Origin of the sequence: Allorhizocola rhizosphaerae (assembly GCF_003426775.1) — a bacterium.
In the GTDB taxonomy this organism is placed as follows: Bacteria; Actinomycetota; Actinomycetes; order Mycobacteriales; family Micromonosporaceae; genus Allorhizocola; species Allorhizocola rhizosphaerae.
Genome location: NZ_QJUG01000031.1, coordinates 28,008 through 51,602, shown reverse-complemented (window position 1 = coordinate 51,602; position 23,595 = coordinate 28,008). Strand labels below are relative to the sequence as shown.

The following is a 23,595-nucleotide window of genomic DNA, read 5'->3' as shown; positions in this document are numbered from 1 at the left end:
GTCGGCCAGGCGGCGCAGGGCGGGCAGGGCGGCGTCGGCGAGCAGGGGCTGGGCCCGGCGGGCCAGGTGCAGCAGGCCGACGCCGATGCGCAGGCGGCCCTGCGCGTCGCGGCGGACCAGGGCGTGCTCGGTGAGCGTGGCGGCCAGGCGGTAGACCACCGCACGCCCGACACCGAGCCGGGCTGCGGCCTCCGTCACAGTGACACCGCCCGGAGCGTCTGCGACCAGGCCGAGCAGCCGGAGGCCGCGATCCAATGTCTGCGCGGTATCCACGAGCACAGGGTACTTTTCTCAGGTGATTGCCACCGTGGCGTTCGACGCCGATCAGACTCTGGTTGACACCACGCACGCGGTGGAGACCGCGCTGACCGCCGTCGTGGCGGCGGTCGGCGAGCCGAGCCTGACGTTCGAGGTGTTCTCGCAGGACGGGGCCGACTTCTGGAGGCGGATGCCCGAGCTGCCGGCGGCCGAGATCCGGCGGGCCGCGCTGCGGCACACGCTGTCGCGGGCCGGGCGTGAGGCGGAGGTCGAGCGCGTTGCCGAGCTGTTCTTCGAGACGCGCTATGCGCACTCGCGTCCGTTTCCCGGGGTGGTGGAGGTGCTCGGCAAGTTGCGCACGGATTTCCGGGTGGGATATGCGACCAACGGCAACAGCATGACCGAGCGGTGTGGGCTGGGCGGTGCGTTCGACTTCGAGCTCTATGCATTGATTGATGGGGTACCGAAAAAGCCCGCGGGCGCGTTTTACGAGCGGATGATCGAGCTGGCCGGGTGTGCGCCGAGCGAGATCGTTTATGTGGGCGACAGCTACGAGCACGACGTGGTGGGGCCGGCCGGGTTCGGCATCAGGACGGTGTGGCTCAACCCGCTTGGCGAGCCGGTGCCAGGACGGCTGCGACCCGACGCGGTCATCGAAAATCTGTCGCAGCTGCCGCGTATCCTTGCAGGGTGGCGCTGAGACTGTATGACACGCTGACCCGGCAGGTGCGCGACTTCGAGCCGCGCGAGGCTGGACGGGCGTCGATCTACCTGTGTGGTCTCACCGTCCAGTCGGGCCCGCACATCGGCCATCTTCGCTCCGGTGTGAGCTATGACGTGTTGCGGCGGTGGCTCGTCCACTCGGGATACGAGGTCACGTTCGTGCGCAACATCACCGACATCGATGACAAGGTTCTGGCGAAGGCGCTCGACCAGGGTCGGCCGTTCTGGTCGATCGCCTATGAAAACGAGGTGCTGCTGGGCGCGTCCTATCGGGCGTTGAATGTGCTGCCGCCGACCTATGAGCCGCGCGCGACCGCGACCATCCCCGAGATGCACGAGCTGATCGCGATGCTGATCGAGCGCGGGCACGCCTATGTGGCGCCGGATGGTAGTGGGGACGTGTACTTTTCTGTCCAGTCCTATCCCGACTATGGACAGCTTTCCCGGCAGAAGCCGGGTGAGATGGAGCCGGCGACGGACGGGCCGGAGCGGGCGAAGAAGGACCCGCGCGACTTCGCGCTGTGGAAGGGCGTGAAGGCGACCGAGCCGCAGGACGCATACTGGCCGTCGCCGTGGGGGCGCGGCCGGCCCGGGTGGCACATCGAGTGCTCGGCGATGACCTATCGCTTTTTGGGGCCCGAGTTCGACATTCACGGTGGCGGGACCGATTTGGTGTTCCCGCATCACGAAAACGAGATGACGCAGTCGCGGGCGGTGGGGCACCCGTTCGCGCGGTTCTGGGTGCACAACGGCATGCTCGATCTCGGTGCGGAGAAGATGTCCAAGTCGCTGGGCAACGTGGTGGACGTGGCGGCGGTGCGGGAGCGCGGGATCAGGCCGGTCGAGCTGCGCTATTACATGCTCGCCGCGCACTACCGGGCTCGGATCGAGTTTTCCTGGGGCGCGCTTGAGGAGGCCGCTTCCGGGTACCAAAGGATAGAAGGTTTTATCCTAAGGGCGACGGAGGCTGCCGGGGTGACGGCGCCGACGGTCGTGTGCGCGGAGTTCGCCGAGGCGATGGACGACGATTTGAACACGTCGGCGGCGCTGGCCGCGTTGCACGAGGTGGTGCGCGAGGGCAACACGGCGCTGGCCGGCGGTGAGGTCGACAAGGCGCGCGGCGCGCTCGGCAGCGCGCGGGCGATGCTCGGGCTGCTCGGGCTGGATCCGTTCGATCCGGCGTTCGCGTCCGGCGACGACCGGGGGCTGCGCGAGACGGTGGACGCGTTGGTGGTGCTGGCTTTGCAGCAGCGCACGGCCGCGCGCGAGCGCAAGGACTGGGCCGCCGCCGACGCGGTCCGGGATCAGTTGAAGCAGGCGGGTGTCGTCGTCGAGGACACGCCACACGGTCCACGATGGACGATTGCGAGGCTTTGAATTTATGGCTGGAAACACGTCGCGGCGCGGAGGGCTGCGCAAGACGAGCAAGAAGGGGGCGCCGAAGGGCAGCGGGGGCAAGGGGCGCGACACGCTGAAGGGGCGGGGCAAGACCCTGCCTGCCGAAGAGCGCCCGTGGCACAAGGGCTATTCGGGCACGGAGAAGCTGCCCGCGCGCACCGCCTGGAAGCAGGACAAGGAGCGCCGCGCCGCCGAGGCCGAGGGGCGCCTGCCCAAGGTGGGCAAGCCCGGCACCAAGGACACCACGTGGGGCAAGGGTTGGGGCGGCGCGACCGGGCCGCGCAAGGCGACTCCCGGGCGTTCGGCCGGGCCGCGGGTGGCACCCGGGCGCAGGGCGCCGACGCCCAAGGAGGCGCCGGAGCTGTTGGTTGGGCGCAATCCGGTGGTCGAAGCGCTGCGCGCGCACGTGCCGGCGACGGCTCTGTATGTGGCCCAGGGGATCGACATCGATGATCGCGTGAGCGAGAGCGTGCGCACGTCCGCCGACCGGGGCATCGCGATCCTGGAGATCAGCCGGGCCGAGCTCGACCGGCTCACGGGCGGCGTGCTGCATCAGGGCATCGGGCTACAGGTGCCGCCGTTCGCGTACGAACCTTACGAAGACCTGCTCGCGGTCGCGTTGGAGAGCCCGCAGCCGCTGCTGGTCGCGCTCGACGGGGTGACCGACCCGCGCAACCTCGGGGCGGTGATCCGGTCGGCGGCGGCGTTCGGGGCGCAGGGCGTGTTCCTGCCCGCGCGGCGGTCGGCGGGCGTCACGGCGACGGCGTGGCGCACGAGCGCGGGTGCGGCGGCACGGATGGCGGTCGCACAGGTGACCAACCTGACCCGGGCGCTGAAACAGGCGCAGGGCGAAGGGTTCATCGTCGTCGGGCTGGACGCCGATGGCGAGACCTCGCTGTATGACCTGGAGGCGGCGGTTGGGCCGCTGATTGTCGTGGTCGGGTCCGAGGGGCGGGGGATGTCGCGGCTGGTCGGGCAGACGTGCGATCTGCGGGTGCGGATTCCGATGCTGTCGGAGGTTGAGTCGTTGAATGCTTCGGTGGCGGGGGCGGTGGCGTTGGCTGAGGTGGCGCGGCGGCGCGGGGTTTAGGTTTTGAACCCGTCGGCTGGGCATGGTGCGGCGGCGGCGGGATGTCCGTTTCGAGGACGAGGCAAGAGCGTTTTTAGTCCTCAAAACGGACATCCCGCCGCCGCTTCAGTGAGCTGCGGTGGGGCTGCCGCCGTGTCGGGGATGGAGCTTGGCGGTGGGTGGCCGCTGGTCGTGACCAGGCGCAGGGTGCCGGTGGTGGTCATGCGGGTGGGCGGGTCATGGCAAGGACGTCGAGGGCCTCGTCGAGCTGGGCGAGGGTGATGGTGCCGCGGTCGACGTGGCCTCGGGCGATGACCACGTCGCGGATTGACCTGGATTCGGCGAGGGCCTGCTTCGCGATTGCTGCGGCCTCTTCGTAGCCGAGGTAGCGGTTGAGGGGGGTGACGACGCTGGGGGAGCCTTCGGCGTAACTGCGGAGGGTTTCCTCGTCGGGCTCGATGCCGGAGATGCACTTGGTGGCGAACAGGGTGGTGACGGTGGTGAGGAGGTGGATGGACTCTAGGAGGTTGTGGGCGATGACGGGGAGCATGGTGTTGAGCTCGAAGTCGCCCTGGGAGCCGGCGAAGGCGATGGTGGCGTCGTTGCCGATGACTTGCGCGCAGACCTGGCGGACGGATTCGCAGATGACCGGGTTGACCTTGCCGGGCATGATCGAGGAGCCGGGCTGGAGGTCGGGGATGCGGATTTCGCGCAGGCCCGCGCGGGGGCCCGAGCCCATCCAGCGGATGTCGTTGGCGATTTTGTAGAGCGACACGGCAGCGGCCCGGAGTTGGCCGGACAGCTCCACCAGGGAGTCGCGGGCGCCATGCGCCTCGAAGTGGTTTTCGGCCTCGGTCATGCCGGGTAGGTGGTCGTAGACGGCGCGCCGGAAGGCGGACGTGGTGTTGACGCCCGTGCCGACGGCTGTGCCGCCGAGGGGGAGCTCGGTGAGTCGTGATTGGACTGAGTCGATCCGTTGCCATGCGCGCCTTATTTGCTGGGCGTAGCCCGAAAATTCCTGGCCGAGCGTGACCGGTGTGGCGTCCATGAGGTGGGTGCGGCCGGACTTGACGATCTGGGTGAACTCGACCGCCTTGGTGTCGAGGGTGTGGACGAGTTCGCGGAAGGCGGGGCGCAGGCGGGCCTGAAGTTCGTTGTGCGCGGCCAGGTGGATCGCGGAGGGGAAGACGTCGTTGCTCGACTGTGAGGCGTTGACGTGGTCGTTGGGGTGGACCGGGCGACTGAGGGCCTGAGTGGCGAGGCGGGCCAGGACCTCGTTCATATTCATGTTGGTGGACGTGCCAGAGCCCGTCTGGAAGACGTCGAGTGGGAAGTGTGCGGAGTAGTCGCCGGTCTGGACCTGGCGGGCCGCGTTGGCGATGGCGTCGGCGAGGTCGGGCTCGAGTGCGCCGGTGGTTTTGTTGGCGAGCGCGCAGGCCTCCTTGATCTGCGCGAGGGCGATGACCAGGGGTGGCGGCAGGGTGGTGCCCGAGACCGGGAAGTTGGCTATGGCGCGCTGGGTTTGGGCACCCCACAGAGCCTCGTCGGGCACCTCGATCTCGCCCATGGTGTCGCGCTCGATCCTCATATGGCCATCTTATGCCGTCTACATATGTGGACAAATGACAATATGTTGTACGCTTTTCGGGTGGAGAGGCTTTTGCTTACCGGTGGGGCGGGCAACGTCGCCAGGTTGCTTCGTCCGCTGTTGGCCACCAAGCCGGGGCGCACGGTCCGGCTGCTGGACGTCAAGCAACCCAACGATGTTCTGCCGTCGGAGGAGGTGATGATCGGGTCGGTGACCGATCCGGGGTTTGTGGCGCAGGCGGTCGACGGCGTCGACGCGATCGTGCATCTCGGCGGGCAGAGCCGGGAGTCGCAGGTGCGCGACGTCATCGAGTCCAATATGTACGGCACGCATGTGTTGTTTGAGGCGGCGCGTTCTCATCGAGTGGGGCGGGTCGTGGTGGCGTCGTCGAATCATGCGGCCGGGTTCCACACGCGTGCTGGTGAGCCGCTGGCGGCCGAGGTGGCCGGGCGGCCCGACACGTTGTATGGCTGGAGCAAGGTCGCCATGGAGGCGTGTGGCCGGCTGTATGCGGACCGGTTCGGCATGGACGTGATCTGCCTGCGGATCGGGCTGTGGTCCCCGGCGCCGCCGGGGCTGCGCGGGCTGGCGATGTGGTTGTCGCCCGCCGATGGCGGACGGTTGGTGGAGGCGTGTCTGTCGGCGCCGTCGCCGGGGTTTCGAATTGTGTGGGGGATCAGCCGCAACACGCGCCGATGGTGGTCGCTCGCCGAGGGCGAGGCGATCGGCTATTTCCCGCAGGATGATGCCGAGGAGCACGCGGACAAGCTCATCGCCGAGCACGGCGAGCCCGATTTCGTGAACGATCCGGTGCTCAACCGGGTGGGCGGGCAGTGGTGCGACGTGCCGTTGGGCGGGGCGGACTAACGGATCCCGGCCCGGCGCAGGGTGGTGGCCAGGGCGGTGGTGTGCTGCATGACCGCCTTGGCGACGCGCTGGATCTCCTTGTCGGTCGCGGCCGGGGCGGGCATCGAGCAGCCGATCGCGTCGGTGGCGGGGATGCGGTAGTGCACGGCCGCCGCCACGCACGCCACGCCCGGTGTGCCCTGCTCGCGTTCCACGGCCCAGCCGCGGTCGCGCACCGCGGCAATCTCGGCGTGCAGGGCGGCCCGGTCGGTGATGGAGTTGGCCGTGTAGGACTCCAAAGTGGACGGAAGCACCTTGTCCACCTCCTCGTGCGTGAGCTCAGCGAGCAGTGCCTGGCCCAGCGCCGTGATGTGGGTGGGCAGGCGCCGGCCGACGCGCGAGATGACATGCAAGGTGTCGCGCGACTCGCGGCTGGCAAGGTAGAGCGGGTGTGCGGCTGGACCGGGATCAGTTGGCACGACTGGCTTCCCACTACGCGCGGTGTGGGATTCGGCAGCGCGATGACACCGCTTGCATGCGGCAGTTTCAGCCCGCGTGGAAGAGGCCGGTGTGGTGATTTCGGCGCATGCCGATCCGTGGACGTGATCGGGGATCCGGCATTCGTCGAGCGGGTCTCGTGTCCGATGTGGACAGTGTTCCGGCGCGGTGCTGGCCGCTCGGGTCTTCGGCTCCGGTGGGGATGCAGGCATATGTGTCGGCGCTGCCGCCCTTCGGCGCGTCGGTGGAGAAACTGCACGAGCACGTGCGGCAGCTGGCCACGGGTGGTGCGTCCGGGCGGCCCTCTATCATTTGGGGTTGATGCCCGACCCGGCTCCGCTGTTGTCCTCGTTAGCGAAGGCGTTCCGTGATGACTCCGCTGTATAAGTGTGCAGAAGTGCTGGATCTGCGTGCCGATGAGATCGTCAAGGTGGTGGGCGACGAGACCGGCCTGCTCGAACCGCGCCTGCGGGCCGAGCTGGAGCGCACCACCGGGCAGCTGCGGATGCTCAGCGATTACGCGGCGACGCCGTGGCGGCGCACGTCGCCGGGGATCACCACCGTACCGGTGGCCGTCGGGCCGGTCGCCGTGTTCGCCGCGTCCAACTTTCCGCTGGCGTTCGGTGTGCTCGGCGGCGACACCGGGTCGGCGGTGGCGGCCGGATGCCCGGTGGTCGTCAAGGCCCACCCGGCACAACCCAAGACCGCCGAGCTGCTCGGGGCGGTCGGGGCCGCGGCCCTGCCCGAGTTCGAGCTCGTCTACGGCGGGGCCGACAAGTCGCTGGAGCTCGTGCGGGATCCGCGCATCCGGGCCGTCGGGTTCACCGGGTCGCTCGCGGGCGGGCGGGCACTGATGGACGCGGCCGCGGCGCGGCCCGACCCGATACCGGTCTATGCGGAGATGGGCTCGCTCAACCCGGTTTTCGTGCTCCCGTCATACGACGGTGACGTGTCGGCGCTCGCCGCGTCTGTCACCAACTCGTCCGGCCAGCTGTGCACGAAACCCAACCTGGTCGTCACGCCCTCGGAGGAGTTCGCCGTCTCGCTGGCGGAGGCGGTGGCCACGGGCAAGACCCATCGCATGCTCACGCCGGCCATGGCCGCGGCGCACGCGGCCTGGCTGGAGCAGGCCTCCGGGCTGGGGCGCGTCTACGCCGGCGACTCCGACCCGCGTCCGTTCGCGCTCGTGGCGCACGAGTTCGACCCGTCCTTCCTGGAGGAGCACTTCGGGCCGTCGGTCGTCATCTACGTGGGCGACTCGATCCCCGCTTGGGACGGCTCGCTCACGGCCACGATCCTCGCCGCCGACGACGATCACGACTCGGTGCGGGACCTGCTGCCGGCACTCATGAACCGGGCCGGGCGCATCATCTTCAACGGCGTGCCCACGGGTGTCGCCGTCGTCGACGCCATGCACCACGGCGGGCCCTGGCCGGCCACCTCCGCCCCGTGGTCCACCTCCGTCGGCCCGGCCTCCGTCGAGCGCTTTCGCCGTCCGGTCGCGCTGCAGGGCTTTCCCGAGGAGCTCGTGCCGGGCTACCGATAGGCATCGCGCCGGTGGTCGATGTCCAAGACGTAGGCCACCTTCTGGCCCTCGCCGATCCGGTGGCGGACTCGACAATGCCCCTCGAATGGCGCGCGAAGGGGTCCGACCGGCTGCGGATTGCCGGCCAGCTCCCCGAGGACGAACTCGACGCAGGTCGCGGCGACGGCCTCCGGCAGGCGCGAGGAAAGCTGACGCTCGGCGGTAGGCATCACTGGGACCGCATAAGTCCGGGGTTGGCATAGCGGCGCACTGCGAAGTTGACTGGAGGTCAACGAGCAGGGTGAGCCAGCTCGAGCCCAGTAAGGGACTCGAACCCTTAACCTTCCGCTTACAAGGCGGATGCTCTGCCAATTGAGCTAACCGGGCGTGCGGATCGATGATACGTGTGGCAGGGTAGCCGGGCGAAATCGACCCTGGCGACCGGTTTACGGCGGCGCCGTACCAAATAATGATCCGCAGACTTGTTAACGAGACGTTGCACGGTTACGTTGGCGGTCACAAGTTCCGCCTTTTACTCGGATCGTCCGGCACGTTCCTGCCGGTGAAAGGAAGCACACCCCTATGGCTACGGTCACCTACGCTCAGGCGTCACGGCACTACCCCGGCACCGAGCGGCCCGCCGTCGACAAGCTGGATCTTGAGATCCGCGATGGCGAGTTTCTGGTTCTGGTCGGCCCGTCCGGTTGTGGCAAGTCCACCAGCCTGCGCATGCTCGCCGGCCTGGAGGACGTCGACAACGGCGCGATCTACATCAACGACAAGGACGTGACGAACCTTCCGCCCAAGTCGCGCGACATCGCGATGGTGTTCCAGAACTACGCCCTCTACCCGCACATGACGGTCTACGAGAACATGGCCTTCGCGCTCAAGCTGCGCAAGACGCCCAAGTCGGAGATCGACGTGCGGGTGAAGAAGGCGGCTCAGATGCTGCAGCTCGAGGACTACCTCAACCGCAAGCCGAAGGCCCTGTCGGGTGGTCAGCGCCAGCGTGTGGCCATGGGGCGCGCCATCGTGCGTGAGCCGCAGGTGTTCCTCATGGACGAGCCGCTGTCCAACCTGGACGCGAAGCTGCGGGTGCAGACCCGTTCGCAGATCGCCTCGCTGCAGTCACAGCTGGGCATCACCACCGTCTACGTCACGCACGACCAGATCGAGGCCATGACCATGGGTCACCGGGTGGCCGTGCTGCTCGACGGCGTCCTGCAGCAGTGCGACACGCCGCGTGCCCTGTATGACACCCCGGCCAACGTGTTCGTCGCCGGCTTCATCGGGTCGCCCGCCATGAACATCAAGACCGTCGCGTTGACCGACGAGGGCGCGATCTTCGGCCAGATGATCCTGCCGCTGAGCCGCGACCAGATCGCCAAGGCGCGTGCCGAGGGCGGCGACGGCAAGGTGACCGTCGGTTTCCGGCCCGAGGAGTGCGAGCTGGTGTCCGCCACCGAGGGTGGCATGCCGATCGTCGTGGACCTGGTCGAGGACCTGGGCTCCGGCGCCAACGTCTACGGGCACGCCGCGATCAACGGCGACTCGGAGCGGTTCGTGGTCGCGACCGACCGCCGCACGATGCCCAACCTTGGCGACACGGTGTTCGTCAAGCCGCGCACGGATCACCACCACGCGTTCCACGCCACCACGGGTGTGCGCATCTGACCTGGCAGAGCATGAAAAAGTGGGGCCGCGACGGCGGCCCCACTTTTCTTTCGGCGAGAGCGAATCAGGCAGCGGTGTCGCTCTCGTTCTCTACAGGAGATCGCCCAATAGGGGCAGGTTCAGCGGAAGGTTCAAGTTCGCGATCGAGCCGAGGAGCGGGAACGAACCCGACTCCAGATATTGCGGGTCGGTAACCTCGGGGCGCTCGGTGGCCCGGTGCTTGCCGGTGTGCGTCCCAGACCGGTGCTTCTTGTCGCCGGTGGGCTTGCCTGGTGCCGATGCCGGGTCGACCGCGGGTGCCTGCGAGTCGTCAGCCGGCGCCTGCGGGGCCCGATCGTCCAGCCCGGGAATCGCCCGCAAGGGCGGCTGGGCGACGGGTGGCAGTGGCAGCACAGACGGAGCCCCCGGAGCAACCGGAGGGGCGATCGGAGCCGCGGGAGCGGCCGGGACAGCGGGAGCGGCGGGCGCCCTGGGGGTCAGGCCGCCGACGATCGGCAGGTCGCCCAGCAGACCGGTGACGATGTTGCCCAGCGGGCCTTCGCCCCCGAGCAGTGGGCCGACCAACGGCAGCCCGTCCATCAGCGGGAGAGCCTCTTCCCGGGCGAAGGCTCGCTCCTCGTCCGAGTTCGACGGCGTAGGAGCGGGCGCGGGCGGTTCGAAGGCCGGCGCGGGCAGTGTGACGGGCGAGGGCCTGCCCAAGCGCCTGGCGAGGGCGTCGGCGAGTACCGCGGAGAACATCGGTCCGGCCGCGTCGTTGACCTTCCGTCCGGGATCCAGGTCGGGCGGCGTGGGGCGCGGGCTGCTCTTGTCCGCGCCGGTGCCCCGGGGCGCGGGCGCGGTGACATCGGCGGGCGAGCCGGGGAGGCGGTTCTGCGTCAGGGCGCCGCTCACTGCAGGGTCGAGGCCCTGCACCTGATCGTTCCTGCCGGCGACCGGACTGCCCGTCAGGGTGCCGGTCACCGCGCCGACAGGGCCGCCGCCGTTGGTCGGGCTGCCGGTGACCGTCTTGGGTGTGGCGGCGGGGTCGGTGAGGCCGCCCGTGAGCGCGGACAGCGGGCCGCCCCCGGTGAGCCCGCCGAGCAGGCTGTTGCCCGCGGTGCCGCCGGTGAGTTTGCCGAGCCCGCCGGTCAAGCTTCCGGTGAGGCCACCGAGCGGACTGCCGCCGCCGCCCTTGTCCCCGCCTCCGAGCAGGCCGCCGAGGAACTCCTCGCGGGGGCCGTCGGGGGTGAAGAACTCCGCGACGCCTTCGCGCATCGCCTGCGGGTCAACCGTAGTTTCCGTCTCTGCGTGGGCAACGCCGCTGGTCAACAGCAGGGTGCCGCTCGCGACGCCAACGGCGCCGGCGGCGCGGTACAACCACTTATTCATGTCCATCCATTCGATTGCTTACCGGTACACGGCTCGGCGTTGACGCCGCCGACTGGTGCATTCGTCCGTTGGTGCAACGACGAAAGCGGGCAAATCGTCGCGCTCGAAGCGACCATGGCTGCTTGGACGGTGACCGATACCATCCGTTGGTGCCCCTTCCCCTCCCTTCACTGACCGGTCGGCGCCCGCGCGGTGGACACTTTGTCATCAACGGTTCGGACGGCCTGGCCTACCGGCTCGCCGACCAGCTGTGCCGGCGCTACGGCGCCGACGTTGTGGTGTTAATGACCAAGCAGGAGCATCGGGCGGCCCGCGATTTCACCGAGCTGCCGCGGGTACGACTGGTCGTGGTCGAGCGGGTGGACGAGAAGGCGCTGATCAAGGCGGATGTGGCCACGGCATCGGGGCTCGCGCTCACCGTGCAGGACGACGTGGGCAACATCCACGTCGCCCTGCAGGCCCGCGAGCTGGCGCCGAAGCTGCGCATCGTGGTCCGGATGTACAACACGCACCTGGGTCAGGGGATCGAGAACCTGCTCGGCGACTGCAGGGTGCTGTCCGACGCCGAGATCGCCGCGCCCGCGCTCATCGCCACGGCGCTGGGCGAGGTGGCGGCCAACCCGGTACACGTGGCGTCGCGCACGCTCATCGTGGCCCGGCGTGGCGACGTGCCACCGCAGGACATCGTGTGCGGGCTCGCCGATACCGGTGCGCTCGGCGGGCCCGCGCTGCTTCCGGCCGACTCGGCGCGCGCCAACCTGGTCCTTGCCGAGGCGGTCAGTCCGGAGGCCGAAGATTTGATCAGCACCGTGCGGCTGGGCAACAATCGCCGCCGCCGATGGTGGGGCATGAAGGGAGCCTGGACCTTCGTGCGCGCGCTGTTCTCGCGCAAGCTGGGCATGGCCTTTCTCACGGTCGCCGCGATTCTGGTCGTCTCGGGTGCGCTGCTGGCCTGGCAGGACTTGAAGATCGACACCTGGCAGGGGTTTTATCTCACGGTCGTCACCGCGCTGGGCGGGCTACAGGAAAACTACGACCTGACCCGCTTCGAGCAGGTCCTGCAGTTGTTCATCGGGATCGCCGGGCTGGCGCTGGTCCCGCTCGTGACGGCCCTGATCGTTGAGGGGGTGGTCAACGCGCGCATCGCGGTGGCACAGGGCCGGCTGGCGCAGCCGCGCGAGGGGCATGTCGTCGTGGTCGGCATGGGCGGTGTGGGCACGCGGGTGCTGCGCCTGCTGCACGATCGCGGGCTGCCCGTGGTCGCGATCGACCACAACGAGAACGCGCGCGGCATCCCGCTCGCCGCCGAGTTCGGCATCCCCGTGATCATCGGCGATGCCAGCCGGGAGACGACGCTGCGCAGCGCGGGTGTGGATCGCTGCCGCGCGATGATGGCGGTCGCCAGCACCGACGTGATCAACCTGGAGGCGGCGCTGCACGGGCGCAACCTTCAACCCGGGCTGAGGGTTCTGGTGCGCCTGTTCGACGAGGATCTGGCGGCGCGGGCGCGCAAGACGCTCGACCTGCAGCTGTCCAGCAGCGTGTCCTATGTGGCGGCCCCGGCGTTCGCCGAGGCGCTGATGGACCGCGAGGTGATCGGCACGATCTCGGTCGGCCGGCGCGTGCTGCTGCTCGCCCAGGTGATCGTGACGAAGGATTCCGCGCTGGACGGGGCGCCCCTGGACACCGCCGACGACCCCGGAGCGGTGCGGGTGATCGCGCACCAACCGGTGGGAGAGCCGCGTCCACAGTGGAACCCGCAGAAGGCGACCAGACTGCGGGCGCTGGATCAGCTCACCGCGGTCTGTACCCGCGATGGGCTAACCCGCCTGCTGCGCCAAGCCGCTGCCGTCGTCTGATCAGCGCGAAGACGCCGATGAGGCCGAGCAGGATCAGGCCCGCGGTGCGCGGCAGGCCGGAGGACGAGACGGGTGGGCCGAAGACCTGGCGCCAGGAGTTGAACTCGACCGCCGCCTGGTAGACCACGACGGTCGCGTCGCAAGCCTCCTGGTGAGCACACTGCACGTGCAGGTCGTGCACGAGAAGGTGGTCGATGTCCGCGCGGGTGGACGGCGGCGTGGGCGTCCCGGTGCGCGCGGCGTAGCGCAGCAGGTCATAGCCGAAGTCGTGCGCCTGGCAGGCCACCTCGAAGTCGAACGGCCGCCCCTGGCCCGGGACCGAGCACGCGCCCTTGGGATTGACCAGCCGCACCGTGCCGTCGGCGAGCGTGGCCGACACCGGCTCGTATCCCATCACCGACGCGAAGTCGGCGGGCACGACCGAGGGGTTGAGCGGAGTGCCCGCGTTGCTCGCGGGTGCGGCCACGGTGAGCGCCACCGCCACGCCGAGGGTGAGCATGGCGGCACGGGAGATCCAACGCATTGACTTCCTTTGCGACCGGGGGAGTCGCCCAGGGTACCGGATGAAATCACACTTCTTCCGGATCAAAGCCGAGGATCGCCTGTTCGTCTGGGCGGTGCACCAGGACGTCGGCCAGGAACGACTGCACGGCCGGGGCGAGGCCGACGTCGCGCCCGGCACTTTCGGACAGCTGCCAGCGGTGCCCGATCACCTGAACGAACAGCTCGGGTGGTTCGAGTTTGCCGCGCAGGTGCGGCGGCACGGCCCGGATCACGGGCTCGAACACCTCGGTGAGCCAGCGGTGCGCGGCCTGCGCCTCGTCCGGGATGTCCGACTCGGCCCGGTAGGCGTCCAGATCGTTGAGCAGCGCGCGGGCCTGGTTTTCCTCCGCGTCCAGGCCGGTCAGGCGCAGCAGGCGGCGGGTGTGGTGGCCGGCGTCGACGACCTTGGGGCGCAGCGTGACCCGCCGTTCGCCGCCGTCCTCGACGATCGACATCGCCACCTCTTCGACGTCGAAGCCGAGCTCGTTGAGCCGCCGGATGCGCTTGTCGATCTGCCGCCGCGAGTCGGTCGTCCCGCTGGCGAGAACGGCCTGCTCGTGGGTGAGCTCGTGCCACAGGATCTCGTAGCGCCGGACCACGTCGTCGGAAACGTGTTCGGGATCGATGCTCTCGTGCAGCAGCCCGGCCGCCTGCAGGTCGAGCGCCTCGCCGAAGATGTTGGTGCGCGCGATCTCCAGGTCCTCGTCGCGCTGCCCGTTGGACAGGCGCAGGTGCAGCGCACCCGTCTCGGCGTCGACCAGGTATGCGGCGAAGGCGCCCGCGTCGCGCCGAAACAGCGTGTTGGACAGCGAGCAGTCGCCCCAGAAGAAGCCGAGCAGGTGCAGCCGCACGAGCAGCGCCGCGAGCGCGTCGAGCAACCGGTCGAGGGTCTGCGGGCGCAGCGTGTGCGAGAACAGCGCCCGGTAGGGCAGGGAAAACTGCAGGTGCCGGGTCACGAGCACCGGTTCCAGCTCGTCGACCCGGTCGGCGACGATCGCGATCGCCTCGACGGCCGGGGCGCCCAGCCGTTCGAGCGCGCGGAGCAGGTCATACTCCCGCTCGGCGATCCGCTCGCGGGTCTCCTTGACCGCGTAGACCGTGCCGCCTAGGCGCACGAACCGCACGACATGGCGGGAGATGCCCTGGGGCAGGGCAACCAGCTGGTCGGCGGGCCACTGTTCGAGCGGGATGGACCACGGCAGGTCGATCAGCGCCGGGTCGACGAGGGCGGAGGTGATGCGCACGTAAGTAGCATGACCGTTTAGCCGAAGCACTGCATTATCCGGTGGCTCGTTACACATGCGTGCGACGGACTCTCAGTTGGATCATCGGGATCGTGGCGTTGGTTGTGCTGGCGGGGACGGCCAACGCCGGCGTCTTGACGGAAACGGGCCCCGATGGGCTCGTGCAGCGGATCAGCAAGGTGATCACGGGTCAGCAGACCCTGCGCTATCCGGGCGCCGAATACGTCAAGCTGCACTTCGCGCGGGTGGATGGGCCGGTGACGGTGAGCACAGTGGACGGTGCCGAGTCGCACCGGGTGGACCGGCCCGGGTGGGCGATGTCGATCAGCGCGGACATGGTCGTGGTGCGTGGCGATGGGGTCGTCGATCGGGTGGCGCGCGGAACGCGTACCAGAAAAGAAGAATCTAATTGCGGCCCCGATGAGAAGACCGACGCGGTGTGCTACCGGACGACCAATCCGGTGGCGTATGGCAACGCCAAGGCGGTGGCTCGGATGCTGATCAAGGGGACCGAGCTGTGCACGGGCTTCCGGGTCGGCCCGAGCAACCGGATGATGACCAACTACCACTGCGTGGGAACGCCCGAGGAGGCCGCCGACACGGAGGTCTGGTTCAACTACCAGTGCGCGGAGTGCGGCGGATATGCGGTGTTCAGGACCACCAAGGTGTGGCTGAGCGAGGTGCTGGCCAGCGATAAGACCCTCGATTACACGATCTTCAGTGTGTCGAACTTCTCGTCGGTGGAGAAATTCGGCTATCTCGAACTGGATGTGCGGCGGCCCGCCCGTGGGGAGGAGCTGTATGTGCCGCAGCACCCGGGCGGCAAGCCCGCGATGATCGCGATGGGCAACTGCGCGGTGGACGAGCCGTATTACGAGGGGTACGCGGCGGACACCGACATCTCATACTATTGCGACACCGAGGGTGGTTCGTCGGGTTCGCCGGTGCTGGCGCGCGAAACGCATCGGGTGGTCGCGCTGCATCACTTCGGTGGCTGCCCGAACTCCGGCGTGCGGATGGATCGCATTTACCCGCAGGTCCAACACCTGCTCTAATGTTGGCCGATGCGCCGACTTCCTCCGCGAGGCTCCGGGACTCCGGCTCCTTCATCACTCTCGCGACGCGCTGCCGCGCTGCGGAGGTGATCCGATGCGGCGGATCATAGGCTATTGGCCGGAGGTGGCGCTTGCGCTTGCCCTGGGGTTGATCACGCTTGCCGCCGCGAAAGGGTGGACCGCCGGGCTTGACGAGGGCGTGCGCGCGTTCGTCAAGGCGCATCAGTACTCCTTTCTCGAGGCGATCGCCGTCGTGCTCAACAAGCTTGGGCAGGGGGTCGTGGTCGCGTGGATCCTGGCCGGTGGGCTCACCCTGTATCTGCTCTGGCGCACCAGGGACTGGCGCAACGCGCTGCCCTGGGCGGTGGCATTCGCCCTGACCTATCTCACGATCGGGCCGCTGAAGATCTGGTCGCACCGGGATTCGCCCAACAGCGTGCTGCCCAATGCGGTGGAGTTCTTCAACGAGCAGGCGACGTACACGATGAGCTACCCGTCCGGGCACGTGGTCAACGCGATCGTGTGGTGGGGTGTGATCGCCCGTGCGCAAAAGCTGGTGCCCGCCCGCCCGTTGCAGGTCATCCCGCCGATCATCGTGGTATGCACCACCACCTATCTGGGCCACCACTGGCTCACCGATGGGCTCGCGGCCGTCGCGCTGGGTCTGCTCATCGATCGAATAATGGCAAGGGCCTTCCCCGAAACACTCCGCCCGCTCCGCCGCGCAAGCCCCAAGCCGGTCCGTAGAGTGTCGCCGTGACTAGCTTGGCGCGCAGGCTCAAACCGGTCGACGCCGTCGTGATTGGACTCGGCGCGATGATCGGGGCCGGTGTCTTCGTGGTGTGGGGGCCTGCCGCCGCGGCGGCGAAGACCGCGCCCGCGTTGTTCGCCGCGCTGCTGTTGGCCGGGCTGGTGGCGGCGTGCAATGCGACCGGCTCGGCGCGCCTGGCCGCCCGCTATCCGGAGTCGGGCGGGACGTATGTCTATGGGCGCGAACGGCTGGGGGCTTTTGCCGGGTACCTTGCGGGGTGGGGTTTTGTCGTCGGCAAGACCGCGAGCTGCGCCGCCATGGCCCTCACCATCGGGTTTTATCTCTGGCCGCAGCAGGCGCGGGTGGTCGCGGTCGCCGCGGTGGTCGCCCTGACGGCCGTCAACCTGCGCGGGGTCACCAAAACCGCTTTAGCGACAAAGGTTCTGGTCGCCGTGACCGTGGCCGTCCTGCTCACCGTCATCTTCTTTTCCTTCTCATCCGGTACGGCGCAAGCGGTGTCACTGGGCTCGCCGACCCCGCTGGCAGCGGCCGGCCTGCTGTTCTTCGCGTTCGCGGGCTACGCCCGGATAGCGACGCTCGGCGAGGAGGTCGTCGAGCCACAGCGGACGATCCCCCGCGCGGTGCCGGTCGCGCTGGGCGTCGTGTTCGTGCTCTATCTGCTCGTGGCGATCGTGTGCGTGCGCGTGCTTGGCATGGCGCGGCTGGCGGCGTCCACGGCGCCACTGGCCGAGGTCGTGCCGCAATTGTCCATTGTGGTGCGTGTAGGCGCGGGCATCGCCGTGTGCGGTGTGCTGCTCAGCCTGCTGGCGGGCGTGGGGCGCACGACCCTGGCCATGGCCCGCCGGGCCGACCTGCCGCGCGTGCTCGACCGCGTCCATCCGCAGTGGCGCACACCGTGGATCGCCGAACTCGTGCTCGCGGCGGTCGTCATCGCGGTGGTGCTGCTCGCGGACATCCGTGGGGCGATCGGGTTCTCGTCGCTGACCGTGCTCACGTACTACGCGATCACCAACCTGTCGGCGTGGACGCTTGGCGGCAGGTGGTGGCTGAAAGCCGTTGCCGCCCTGGGCTTTGCGGGCTGTGTCCTGCTCGCCGTCACGCTGCCGCCCGGTTCGGTGATCGCGGGTGTGGCCGTGCTGGCGGTCGGCTGCCTCACGTACGCCGTGACGCGACGCTGACGCCACCGTGATCGGCGCGTGTCAATCTCCTCGCATGATTCTTTCGAGGAGGAAGTTATGGCTGCTGCCGGCGCTGGCCGCGCTGGTGGTCGGCGCGGTGACGGCGGGACAGGCGCAGGCGGTCCCCGACGACGTCGTGGTCAATGACGTGCTCAACTGCGACGGCGGCACGCAGAAGCGGGTGTTCGTCCGCACCGACAGCAATGCGTTGACCATCGCCGAGACGGGCTGGACCGCGATCCCCGGCATGCAGGTCAACTTCGTCGTGCCCAACGACCAGACCGACCACATTTTGGTGCAGTTCTCGGCTGACGCGAGGCTCACCAACCCGAACTTCTCGTACACACTGCCGGCGGACGAGATCCTGGTCAGGATTCTGCTGGACAACGTCGAGATGGAGCCCCCGCTGGGTGACCACACGTTCAACACCGACGTCGGTCAGTCCAACGCCTTGCAGGCGTGCAAGCGGGTGGGGCCCGGCAACCACACGATCACGGTCGAATACCAGGTGGTCGACCCCATGCCGTTCGTCAACCTGACCGGCGTGCTCGACGGCATGGCGCTGCACGTGCAGCAGAGCGAGTAGGTCAGGGCGCCCGTCTCCGGGACGGGTGCAACTCGATCCCTGCCAATGCCTGCTCGACGGCGGACTCCGGGGAGTGCGCTTCGAGCAGGCCCGCGACGGGTCTGCCGTGCTGATCGGAGATGCGCCAGCCGCCGAGCGTCACCACCGGGATCCCGCCCCGGCGCATCGCCAGGGCCACCTCCGACAGCGTGCCCCACGACCCGCCGATGGCGATCACCGCGTCGGCCGACCACACGATGATGGCGTTGCGGGCCTCGCCCATGTTGGTGACGATCACCGCGGACAGGTCGGGCGACGCGTCGTCGGGGTCGTCGCCCGGCCGCACGCCGATCACTTGACCGTTCTTCGAGCGCACCCCGGCCGCGACCGCCGCCATCACACCCGAGCCACCGCCGCAGACGACCGTGATCCCGCGCTCCGCCAGAAGTTGGCCCACCCGGAAGGCGTTGGCCTCGTCCTCTGAAGTACAGTGCCGAGGCCCGCAGACCGACACCTGAGCGGGCACGTTACCTCCTGGCGATCACCCTTCGAGTTCACGCGTGGCGGGATAAGCCATGAACAATGCGATCCTCTCACGAAGATCGGCGGCCGTCACCGAAGAGTCGAACCGGTCCCCCTCCAGCCCTCGGCCGATCTTGTTGACCCGCTCGACGACCGGGACCGTCCGGCGCTCGGCGGGCAGGTCGAGCACCTGGGGCAGCTGGTCGAAGACCGCCTCGACCTCCTCAAGGGCCAGGTGGGCCGACACGAGGTCGAGGTGCGCGGCGGCGACCAGCTCGGGACACGGGTCGTCCTCGGCCGTGAGCAGCGCGCTGGCCTCGGCGGCGTCGATCAGGGCACGCCGGGCGTTGGCCTGGCTGCCGAGCGCGAGCCACGCCTCGGCCGCGTAGTAGGCGGCTTTGCCGGGGTTGAACCAGAACACGCCCGCCTCGGTGGGGCGGGCGGGAAGATTGTCGCGTGCGCTCTGCGCCACCTGCAGCGCCCGCGTGACCTGCTGCGCGTCGCCGAGCGCGGCCCAGGAGCGGGCCTCCTGGCTGGCGAGCCGCAGCTTGCTCGACCCGGCCGAGCTGTAGCGCTGTCCGGCCTGCGCGGTCTCGGCGGCGCGGCTGTAGTCGCCGCTCCAGTAGGCGATGTTGCTCTGGATCCACCGGACGTAGGCGCGTAACGGGTTGTGCCCGGCCAGGTCGGCGCACATCCACGCGGTCCGGGCGTGCGCGTCGGCGATCAGCGGTTGGCCCAGGTCGGCGCTGGCGTGAGCCAGCAGACCGGTGAGCTGTCCGGCGAGCAGGTAGAGGTCGGAGAGGTATTCGGGCCGGACGTGGCTGTCCAGGATCGAGAACACCTCGCGCCGGAGTTTGGCTATGGGCTCGAACACCGCGTACGGCGGGCGTTTCACAAAGTCGATGGCCAGGCTGCGCACCTCGTCGCTGAGCTGCTCGATCAGCTCTGCGCTAGCGGACGTGCCAGCCCGGCGGATGAACTGTGCGGACTCCTCAGCGGTCATTGCGAGCTCCTTGATGGGAACCTGGCCTACCCCATCATCCCGTTTTTTGACCGCAACGTGAATGTTCCGTGCAGTGGATGTATGCGCTAGCCTCGCCAGACTCCCGTCCGCGCCTAGGGCCTCGTCGCAGCGCTCGGCGACCTTCGTCGTGGGGGTCTTGATGCCACGCTCCAGTTCGGACAGGTAGGAGGCACTGTATTGGGTGCGGCTCTGCAACTGGCGCAGCGACATTTCACCGCGAAGCCGTCTTAGTGCCGCACCGAACGTCTCGCCCATCGCTGCCTCCAAAGGCTGTCTGCATACGTCTGCATACACCGCGGCACTTCCGGGCTCAACCCATCACCATCGAAAATATTGACGCAGGGCAGAACCGCGGAGTCGGTCAGTCTATGGCCAACGGGGATCTTGCGGCCCTGCGGGTGCCGGGTGGGCCAGCGGGCGCGACCGTCCTTTATGGATGGTCCGCGCCCGCCCCTTTGCATCCTGGATGCCACGGGGTTGCTGGGACGGCGGAGGTGCGGTCCGCCGGCCCAGCAGGCATAGTCTTCGGAGTGAAGTACTCACCCAATCTCCAGCGGATCCCGGGCGACCTCGACACCCACGCCGAAGAGTTGCTGCACAGCAGGGGACGGCTGAGTGAACGCGATCGGCTCGCCCTGGGCCGCTACGGGTACCGGATGCAGACCATCGCCCTGCGGGAAAGGTCCCCGGAGTTGCTGCGGCGGGGGCTGCTCGCCATGGCACTGGGTGTGGAGGAGGGTGTCGACGATCCGCGCGACACGATGATCGGGCTTTCGCTGCCGCACGTGGTGGCGGGGATGCTCGGCATGTCGCCCGCCGAACTGTTCGCCGGCGTCGCGGCGGAGCTCCCCGACGGGTCCACAAAGGACCTGCTGCTGCAGTTCGGGGCGCGCGACGGCATCGGGTTGCGGTCGTTTGGGTGGGAGCTGGTGGACACGCCGGACGGGCCGGACTTTACTGTCGGCCCTGGCTGGTAAGCCACAGGAAGCGGGTCGGCCGCGGCGCCGGTCACTGCCAGGCCCCGGCGCGCATGACGCGCAGCACGTGCAGGTCGTCGTCGAGCACGACCAGGTCGGCGTCGCACCCGGGGGCCGTGCGCTTGTCCAGGCCCAGCACGCGGGCCGGTGTGGTCGCCGCCATCTGCGCAGCGTCCACAATGGACAGCCCGGCGCCCACCGCCTGGCGGAGCGCGGCATCCATGGTCAGCGTGCTGCCCGCGATCGAGCCGCCCTGCTTCAGCCGCGCCACCCGGTCGGCGACGACCACGGTCTGGCCGCCCAGGTCGTATTCGCCGTCGGGCATCCCGGCCGCGTCGATCGCGTCGGTGATGAGCGCGGTGCGCCCCGGCCCGGCCGCGTGCGCGGCGAAGGCCAGCACGGCGTCATGCAGGTGCACGCCATCGGCGACAAGCTCGCAAACCACCTCCGGAGAGTCGAGCAGCGCGACGATCGGCCCCGGCTCCCGGTGCAGCATGGGCCGCATGCCATTGAACAGGTGGGTCGCGACCGTCGCTCCCGCCGCGATGCCCGACCGCACCTGTTCAAAGGTGCCATCAGTATGGCCGATGGCTACGACAATTCCGTGTTCGCGCAGCGCAGCGATGGCGTCGAGGGCACCGGGCCGCTCCGGCGCGATAGTGACCATGCGCAGCGAGCCCTCGGCGAGCTTGATGAGCTCGGCCAGCTCGGCCCGGTCGGGATCCCTGAGATACGAAGGATTCTGCGCGCCGCACCGGGCGTGCGAGAGGTACGGGCCTTCAAAGTGGACACCCGCGATGACCCCATCGGCCACCAGCGGCGCGAACGCTGTAACCGCTTCCCTCATGACCTCGAACGGCGACGAGACCAGGCTCGCGAGCAGGGTCGTGGTGCCGTGTCCTAAGTGGAACGCCGCCGCGCCCCGCGCCGAGTCGGGATCGCCCGTGGTAAACGTGTGCCCGCCACCGCCGTGGTTGTGGATGTCCACGAAACCCGGGAGCACCCACTGGCTCTCGACGCCCGCGGCCTTCCTTATCGTCGTGATCCGGCCGTCGCGCACGCTCAGCCGGCCCTCCACGACGCCCTTGGGCGTGACAATGCGCCCAGTAACCGAGGTCATGCCGCCTCCAGCGCGAGCAGTGCGGCGCCGAGACATCCCGCCTCGTCGCCCAGTTTGGCCTTCGTGACGGTGGGGACCCGCTGGAAGGTCGCCTTTTTCTTGAGCGCCCGGCGCAGCGGAGCCAGCAGGAGCGGCCCGGATTCGGCGAGCCCGCCGCCGATCACGATGCGCTCCACGTCATACAGCGTCTGGCCGGTCAGCAGCCCATCGGCGAGCGCATCGACCGCCTCGCGCCACACCCGATCCGCCACCGGATCGGACTTGAGCCGGGCCGACAGCTGCGCCGCCGTGGCATGCTCACCGGACAGCTCGAAATAGCGGCGCTCCAGCGCCGAGGCCGACGCAACCGCTTCCAGGCAACCGTTTTGCCCGCACCCACACTTGGGCCCACCCGGCCGCACGACAATATGCCCGATCTCGCCGTACGCCCCGTGCGCACCACTTGCCACGACACCGTTTACCACATGTGCCGCCGCTATCCCGGTCCCGATCGGGACGACGAGCACCTGCGAGGCTCCCCGCCCCGCGCCGAGCCGTGCCTCCGCCAGCCCCCCGGCCCGCACATCGTGCCCAAGAACCGCTTTAACCCCAAGATGATTTTGTACGATGTCGCGCAACGGGACATCGCGAAAGCCCACATTGGACGAATAAACGGCGATGCCGTTCGCCTCGTCGATAACCCCCGGCACCACGACTCCGATAGCGGTTACCGCGGCCCGTGCCGACAGTCCACTTGCGACGTCCAAAATGGTCTCGATCACGGCAGCGGGCCCGCGCTCCCGCCCGGTGGGGTGCCGCTCCGAGTGGATCACCCGGTGCGCCGAGTCGACCAGCGCGCACTTCATCCCCGTACCGCCGACGTCTATGGAAATCACGGTCATCGAAGGATCACCGACCGGGTGAGGTGGCGCGGCGCGTCCGGATCCAGCCCGCGATGCGCGGCCAGCGCCACGGCCAGCCGCTGGGCCACGATCAGGTGCGCCATCGGATCAAGGCCCGGCTCATGCACGAACGCCGCACCCGTCGCCCGCACCTGCTCGCCCAGCCCGTCCGGCACGTCCCCGAACGCCCACACGGCACGCCCCGGCCCGGCAATCGAGATGGGTCCGTGCCGGTAGTCCATGGCGGGGTAGGACTCGGCCCAGAACACGGCCGCCTCCCGGCATTTGAGCGCGGCCTCGTGGGCGAGCCCCACGGTCCAGCCACGGCCGACAAACGTAACCTGTTCAAGCGTTTCCACATCCACGGGCAAGGGCATGGCCAAGGCCCGCGCGGCGTCCGCGCTCAGGTCCTCGCCGCGCAACAGCGTCAGGGCCGTGGTCGCGAACCGCGTCTGCACCACCGACCGCTCATCCGCCCAGGGCAGCGCGATCACGTTCGCGGCGGTCCGCGAGATCGGGCTCGTCTCGTCCCCGACGATCACCGTGTCCGGCTTGAGGTCCAGGACCTCCGTTGTCGTGCCGGACCGGGTGATCGCGAGCACGCGGTCATAGGCCCGCCCGCGCGGGAATTCCGACGCGGCGAAGGCGTCGGTCTCGCCCTCGCCGCGGGCCTCGCGCAGCACGGCATAGGCCATGGCCATGAACCAGGAGGTGCCGCAGCCCACCACCGCGACCCGCTCGCCTGGTCGCGGGAGCGCGGGCGGCCTGAGCGTGGCGGCGCGGCGCCAGCATTCGGGCTGGCTCTCGATCTCCTCCGAGACATGTGACATGCGCGTATCCGTTCGAAAGTCCATGGTTTCGCGCGTAATTCTGCGCGGGCGGTTGAAGGTCAGGCAAGCTTCGCGCAG

At 69.0% G+C, this 23,595-nt stretch carries 24 protein-coding genes and 1 tRNA gene; 12 read left to right on the top strand and 13 right to left on the bottom strand.

Going from position 1 to position 23,595, the window contains the following annotated elements:
* Positions 1-273, bottom strand: a 273-nt coding sequence (locus tag DM816_RS09095) for a helix-turn-helix domain-containing protein (protein ID WP_170318797.1), incomplete at its 3' end; no start/stop codon positions are given.
* A 22-nt stretch (positions 274-295) separates the two neighbouring features.
* Between DM816_RS09095 and DM816_RS09090 the strand changes: the two genes are divergently transcribed.
* From DM816_RS09090 to rlmB, 3 genes are read left to right on the top strand one after another with little or no spacing between them, the layout of a single operon-like run.
* Positions 296-958, top strand: a complete 663-nt coding sequence (locus tag DM816_RS09090) for an HAD family hydrolase (RefSeq protein WP_162907263.1) — start codon at positions 296-298, stop codon at positions 956-958.
* Complete coding sequence (cysS, locus tag DM816_RS09085) at positions 949-2,358, top strand: cysteine--tRNA ligase (protein ID WP_117209708.1); 1,410 nt, start codon at positions 949-951, stop codon at positions 2,356-2,358. Before DM816_RS09090 ends, cysS begins: the two co-directional genes overlap by 10 nt.
* 4 nt (positions 2,359-2,362) lie before the next feature.
* Complete coding sequence (rlmB, locus tag DM816_RS09080) at positions 2,363-3,469, top strand: 23S rRNA (guanosine(2251)-2'-O)-methyltransferase RlmB (protein WP_117209707.1); 1,107 nt, start codon at positions 2,363-2,365, stop codon at positions 3,467-3,469.
* A 199-nt stretch (positions 3,470-3,668) separates the two neighbouring features.
* On the opposite strand, the gene DM816_RS09075 is transcribed toward rlmB, so the two are convergent.
* A complete protein-coding gene (locus tag DM816_RS09075; RefSeq protein ID WP_117209706.1) occupies positions 3,669-5,036 on the bottom strand; it encodes a class II fumarate hydratase in 1,368 nt (455 codons plus the stop codon).
* A gap of 60 nt (positions 5,037-5,096) precedes the next feature.
* On the opposite strand from DM816_RS09075, the gene DM816_RS09070 reads away from it, so the two are divergent.
* Entirely contained in the window at positions 5,097-5,903 is an 807-nt protein-coding gene (locus tag DM816_RS09070) for an NAD-dependent epimerase/dehydratase family protein (protein WP_211588602.1), read from the top strand.
* Here DM816_RS09070 and DM816_RS09065 read toward each other — a convergent pair.
* Entirely contained in the window at positions 5,900-6,361 is a 462-nt protein-coding gene (locus DM816_RS09065; RefSeq protein ID WP_246001743.1) for an IclR family transcriptional regulator, read from the bottom strand. The genes DM816_RS09070 and DM816_RS09065 overlap by 4 nt on opposite strands.
* Before the next feature lie 389 nt (positions 6,362-6,750).
* On the opposite strand from DM816_RS09065, the gene DM816_RS09060 reads away from it, so the two are divergent.
* Positions 6,751-7,926 carry an aldehyde dehydrogenase family protein gene (locus DM816_RS09060; protein WP_117209703.1) on the top strand — a complete coding sequence of 392 codons (1,176 nt, stop codon included), beginning with the start codon at positions 6,751-6,753 and terminating at the stop codon, positions 7,924-7,926.
* On the opposite strand, the gene DM816_RS09055 is transcribed toward DM816_RS09060, so the two are convergent.
* A complete protein-coding gene (locus DM816_RS09055; protein ID WP_117209702.1) occupies positions 7,917-8,135 on the bottom strand; it encodes a type II toxin-antitoxin system RelE family toxin in 219 nt (72 codons plus the stop codon). The two genes, DM816_RS09060 and DM816_RS09055, sit on opposite strands and share 10 nt — an antisense overlap.
* A gap of 84 nt (positions 8,136-8,219) precedes the next feature.
* Positions 8,220-8,292 (bottom strand) — tRNA-Thr (locus DM816_RS09050).
* Positions 8,293-8,487: 195 nt separating this feature from the next.
* Here DM816_RS09050 and DM816_RS09045 point away from each other — a divergent pair.
* Positions 8,488-9,579, top strand: coding sequence for an ABC transporter ATP-binding protein (locus DM816_RS09045; RefSeq protein ID WP_117209701.1), 1,092 nt, complete (start codon positions 8,488-8,490; stop codon positions 9,577-9,579).
* A 90-nt stretch (positions 9,580-9,669) separates the two neighbouring features.
* Here DM816_RS09045 and DM816_RS09040 read toward each other — a convergent pair whose 3' ends face one another.
* Positions 9,670-10,947, bottom strand: coding sequence for a hypothetical protein (locus DM816_RS09040; protein ID WP_117209700.1), 1,278 nt, complete (start codon positions 10,945-10,947; stop codon positions 9,670-9,672).
* 149 nt (positions 10,948-11,096) lie between these two features.
* On the opposite strand from DM816_RS09040, the gene DM816_RS09035 reads away from it, so the two are divergent.
* On the top strand, positions 11,097-12,806 hold the full coding sequence (locus DM816_RS09035) for an NAD-binding protein (RefSeq protein WP_162907262.1): 1,710 nt from the start codon (positions 11,097-11,099) through the stop codon (positions 12,804-12,806).
* Here DM816_RS09035 and DM816_RS09030 read toward each other — a convergent pair.
* Both DM816_RS09030 and DM816_RS09025 read right to left on the bottom strand, forming a co-directional pair.
* Positions 12,742-13,329 (bottom strand): phospholipase A2, encoded by a 588-nt coding sequence (locus DM816_RS09030; RefSeq protein WP_117209698.1) that lies wholly within the window; start codon positions 13,327-13,329, stop codon positions 12,742-12,744. The genes DM816_RS09035 and DM816_RS09030 overlap by 65 nt on opposite strands.
* A 46-nt stretch (positions 13,330-13,375) precedes the next feature.
* On the bottom strand, positions 13,376-14,593 hold the full coding sequence (locus DM816_RS09025) for a DUF4032 domain-containing protein (protein WP_117209697.1): 1,218 nt from the start codon (positions 14,591-14,593) through the stop codon (positions 13,376-13,378).
* Positions 14,594-14,685: 92 nt separating this feature from the next.
* Between DM816_RS09025 and DM816_RS09020 the strand changes: the two genes are divergently transcribed.
* The 4 genes from DM816_RS09020 to DM816_RS09005 all read left to right on the top strand — a co-directional run bounded on the left by DM816_RS09020 (position 14,686) and on the right by DM816_RS09005 (position 18,184).
* A complete protein-coding gene (locus DM816_RS09020) occupies positions 14,686-15,648 on the top strand; it encodes a trypsin-like serine peptidase (RefSeq protein WP_246001741.1) in 963 nt (320 codons plus the stop codon).
* A gap of 94 nt (positions 15,649-15,742) precedes the next feature.
* Positions 15,743-16,408, top strand: a complete 666-nt coding sequence (locus tag DM816_RS09015) for a phosphatase PAP2 family protein (RefSeq protein WP_117209695.1) — start codon at positions 15,743-15,745, stop codon at positions 16,406-16,408.
* Positions 16,405-17,598, top strand: a complete 1,194-nt coding sequence (locus tag DM816_RS09010) for an APC family permease (RefSeq protein ID WP_117209694.1) — start codon at positions 16,405-16,407, stop codon at positions 17,596-17,598. The genes DM816_RS09015 and DM816_RS09010 overlap by 4 nt, the downstream gene beginning before the upstream one ends.
* A gap of 34 nt (positions 17,599-17,632) precedes the next feature.
* A complete protein-coding gene (locus DM816_RS09005; protein ID WP_117209693.1) occupies positions 17,633-18,184 on the top strand; it encodes a hypothetical protein in 552 nt (183 codons plus the stop codon).
* A gap of 1 nt (position 18,185) precedes the next feature.
* On the opposite strand, the gene DM816_RS09000 is transcribed toward DM816_RS09005, so the two are convergent.
* Positions 18,186-18,689: an SLOG cluster 4 domain-containing protein gene (locus DM816_RS09000; protein ID WP_117209692.1), complete on the bottom strand. Its 504-nt coding sequence runs from the start codon at positions 18,687-18,689 to the stop codon at positions 18,186-18,188.
* 15 nt (positions 18,690-18,704) lie between these two features.
* Positions 18,705-19,964 (bottom strand): helix-turn-helix domain-containing protein, encoded by a 1,260-nt coding sequence (locus DM816_RS08995; protein ID WP_117209691.1) that lies wholly within the window; start codon positions 19,962-19,964, stop codon positions 18,705-18,707.
* A gap of 275 nt (positions 19,965-20,239) precedes the next feature.
* On the opposite strand from DM816_RS08995, the gene DM816_RS08990 reads away from it, so the two are divergent.
* Positions 20,240-20,686, top strand: a complete 447-nt coding sequence (locus tag DM816_RS08990) for a hypothetical protein (protein ID WP_117209690.1) — start codon at positions 20,240-20,242, stop codon at positions 20,684-20,686.
* A 31-nt stretch (positions 20,687-20,717) separates the two neighbouring features.
* On the opposite strand, the gene nagA is transcribed toward DM816_RS08990, so the two are convergent.
* The 3 genes from nagA to DM816_RS08975 are packed head-to-tail and all read right to left on the bottom strand — an operon-like array spanning position 20,718 to position 23,517.
* Positions 20,718-21,806, bottom strand: a complete 1,089-nt coding sequence (nagA, locus tag DM816_RS08985; protein ID WP_117209689.1) for an N-acetylglucosamine-6-phosphate deacetylase — start codon at positions 21,804-21,806, stop codon at positions 20,718-20,720.
* Entirely contained in the window at positions 21,803-22,687 is an 885-nt protein-coding gene (locus DM816_RS08980) for an ROK family protein (protein ID WP_117209688.1), read from the bottom strand. The genes nagA and DM816_RS08980 overlap by 4 nt, the downstream gene beginning before the upstream one ends.
* Positions 22,684-23,517 (bottom strand): SIS domain-containing protein, encoded by an 834-nt coding sequence (locus tag DM816_RS08975; protein WP_117209687.1) that lies wholly within the window; start codon positions 23,515-23,517, stop codon positions 22,684-22,686. Before DM816_RS08975 ends, DM816_RS08980 begins: the two co-directional genes overlap by 4 nt.
* Positions 23,518-23,595: the final 78 nt, after the last annotated feature.

Coding starts and splice junctions, on each gene's coding strand:
- rlmB (WP_117209707.1), top strand. CDS start 2,363: ATGGCTGGAAACACGTCGCGGCGCGGAGGGCTGCGCAAGACGAGCAAG.
- DM816_RS09075 (WP_117209706.1), bottom strand. CDS start 5,036: ATGAGGATCGAGCGCGACACCATGGGCGAGATCGAGGTGCCCGACGAG.
- DM816_RS09060 (WP_117209703.1), top strand. CDS start 6,751: ATGACTCCGCTGTATAAGTGTGCAGAAGTGCTGGATCTGCGTGCCGAT.
- DM816_RS09055 (WP_117209702.1), bottom strand. CDS start 8,135: ATGCCTACCGCCGAGCGTCAGCTTTCCTCGCGCCTGCCGGAGGCCGTC.
- DM816_RS09045 (WP_117209701.1), top strand. CDS start 8,488: ATGGCTACGGTCACCTACGCTCAGGCGTCACGGCACTACCCCGGCACC.
- DM816_RS09040 (WP_117209700.1), bottom strand. CDS start 10,947: ATGAATAAGTGGTTGTACCGCGCCGCCGGCGCCGTTGGCGTCGCGAGC.
- DM816_RS09030 (WP_117209698.1), bottom strand. CDS start 13,329: ATGCGTTGGATCTCCCGTGCCGCCATGCTCACCCTCGGCGTGGCGGTG.
- DM816_RS09015 (WP_117209695.1), top strand. CDS start 15,743: ATGCGGCGGATCATAGGCTATTGGCCGGAGGTGGCGCTTGCGCTTGCC.
- DM816_RS09005 (WP_117209693.1), top strand. CDS start 17,633: ATGATTCTTTCGAGGAGGAAGTTATGGCTGCTGCCGGCGCTGGCCGCG.
- DM816_RS08995 (WP_117209691.1), bottom strand. CDS start 19,964: ATGGGCGAGACGTTCGGTGCGGCACTAAGACGGCTTCGCGGTGAAATG.
- nagA (WP_117209689.1), bottom strand. CDS start 21,806: ATGACCTCGGTTACTGGGCGCATTGTCACGCCCAAGGGCGTCGTGGAG.
- DM816_RS08980 (WP_117209688.1), bottom strand. CDS start 22,687: ATGACCGTGATTTCCATAGACGTCGGCGGTACGGGGATGAAGTGCGCG.
- DM816_RS08975 (WP_117209687.1), bottom strand. CDS start 23,517: ATGTCACATGTCTCGGAGGAGATCGAGAGCCAGCCCGAATGCTGGCGC.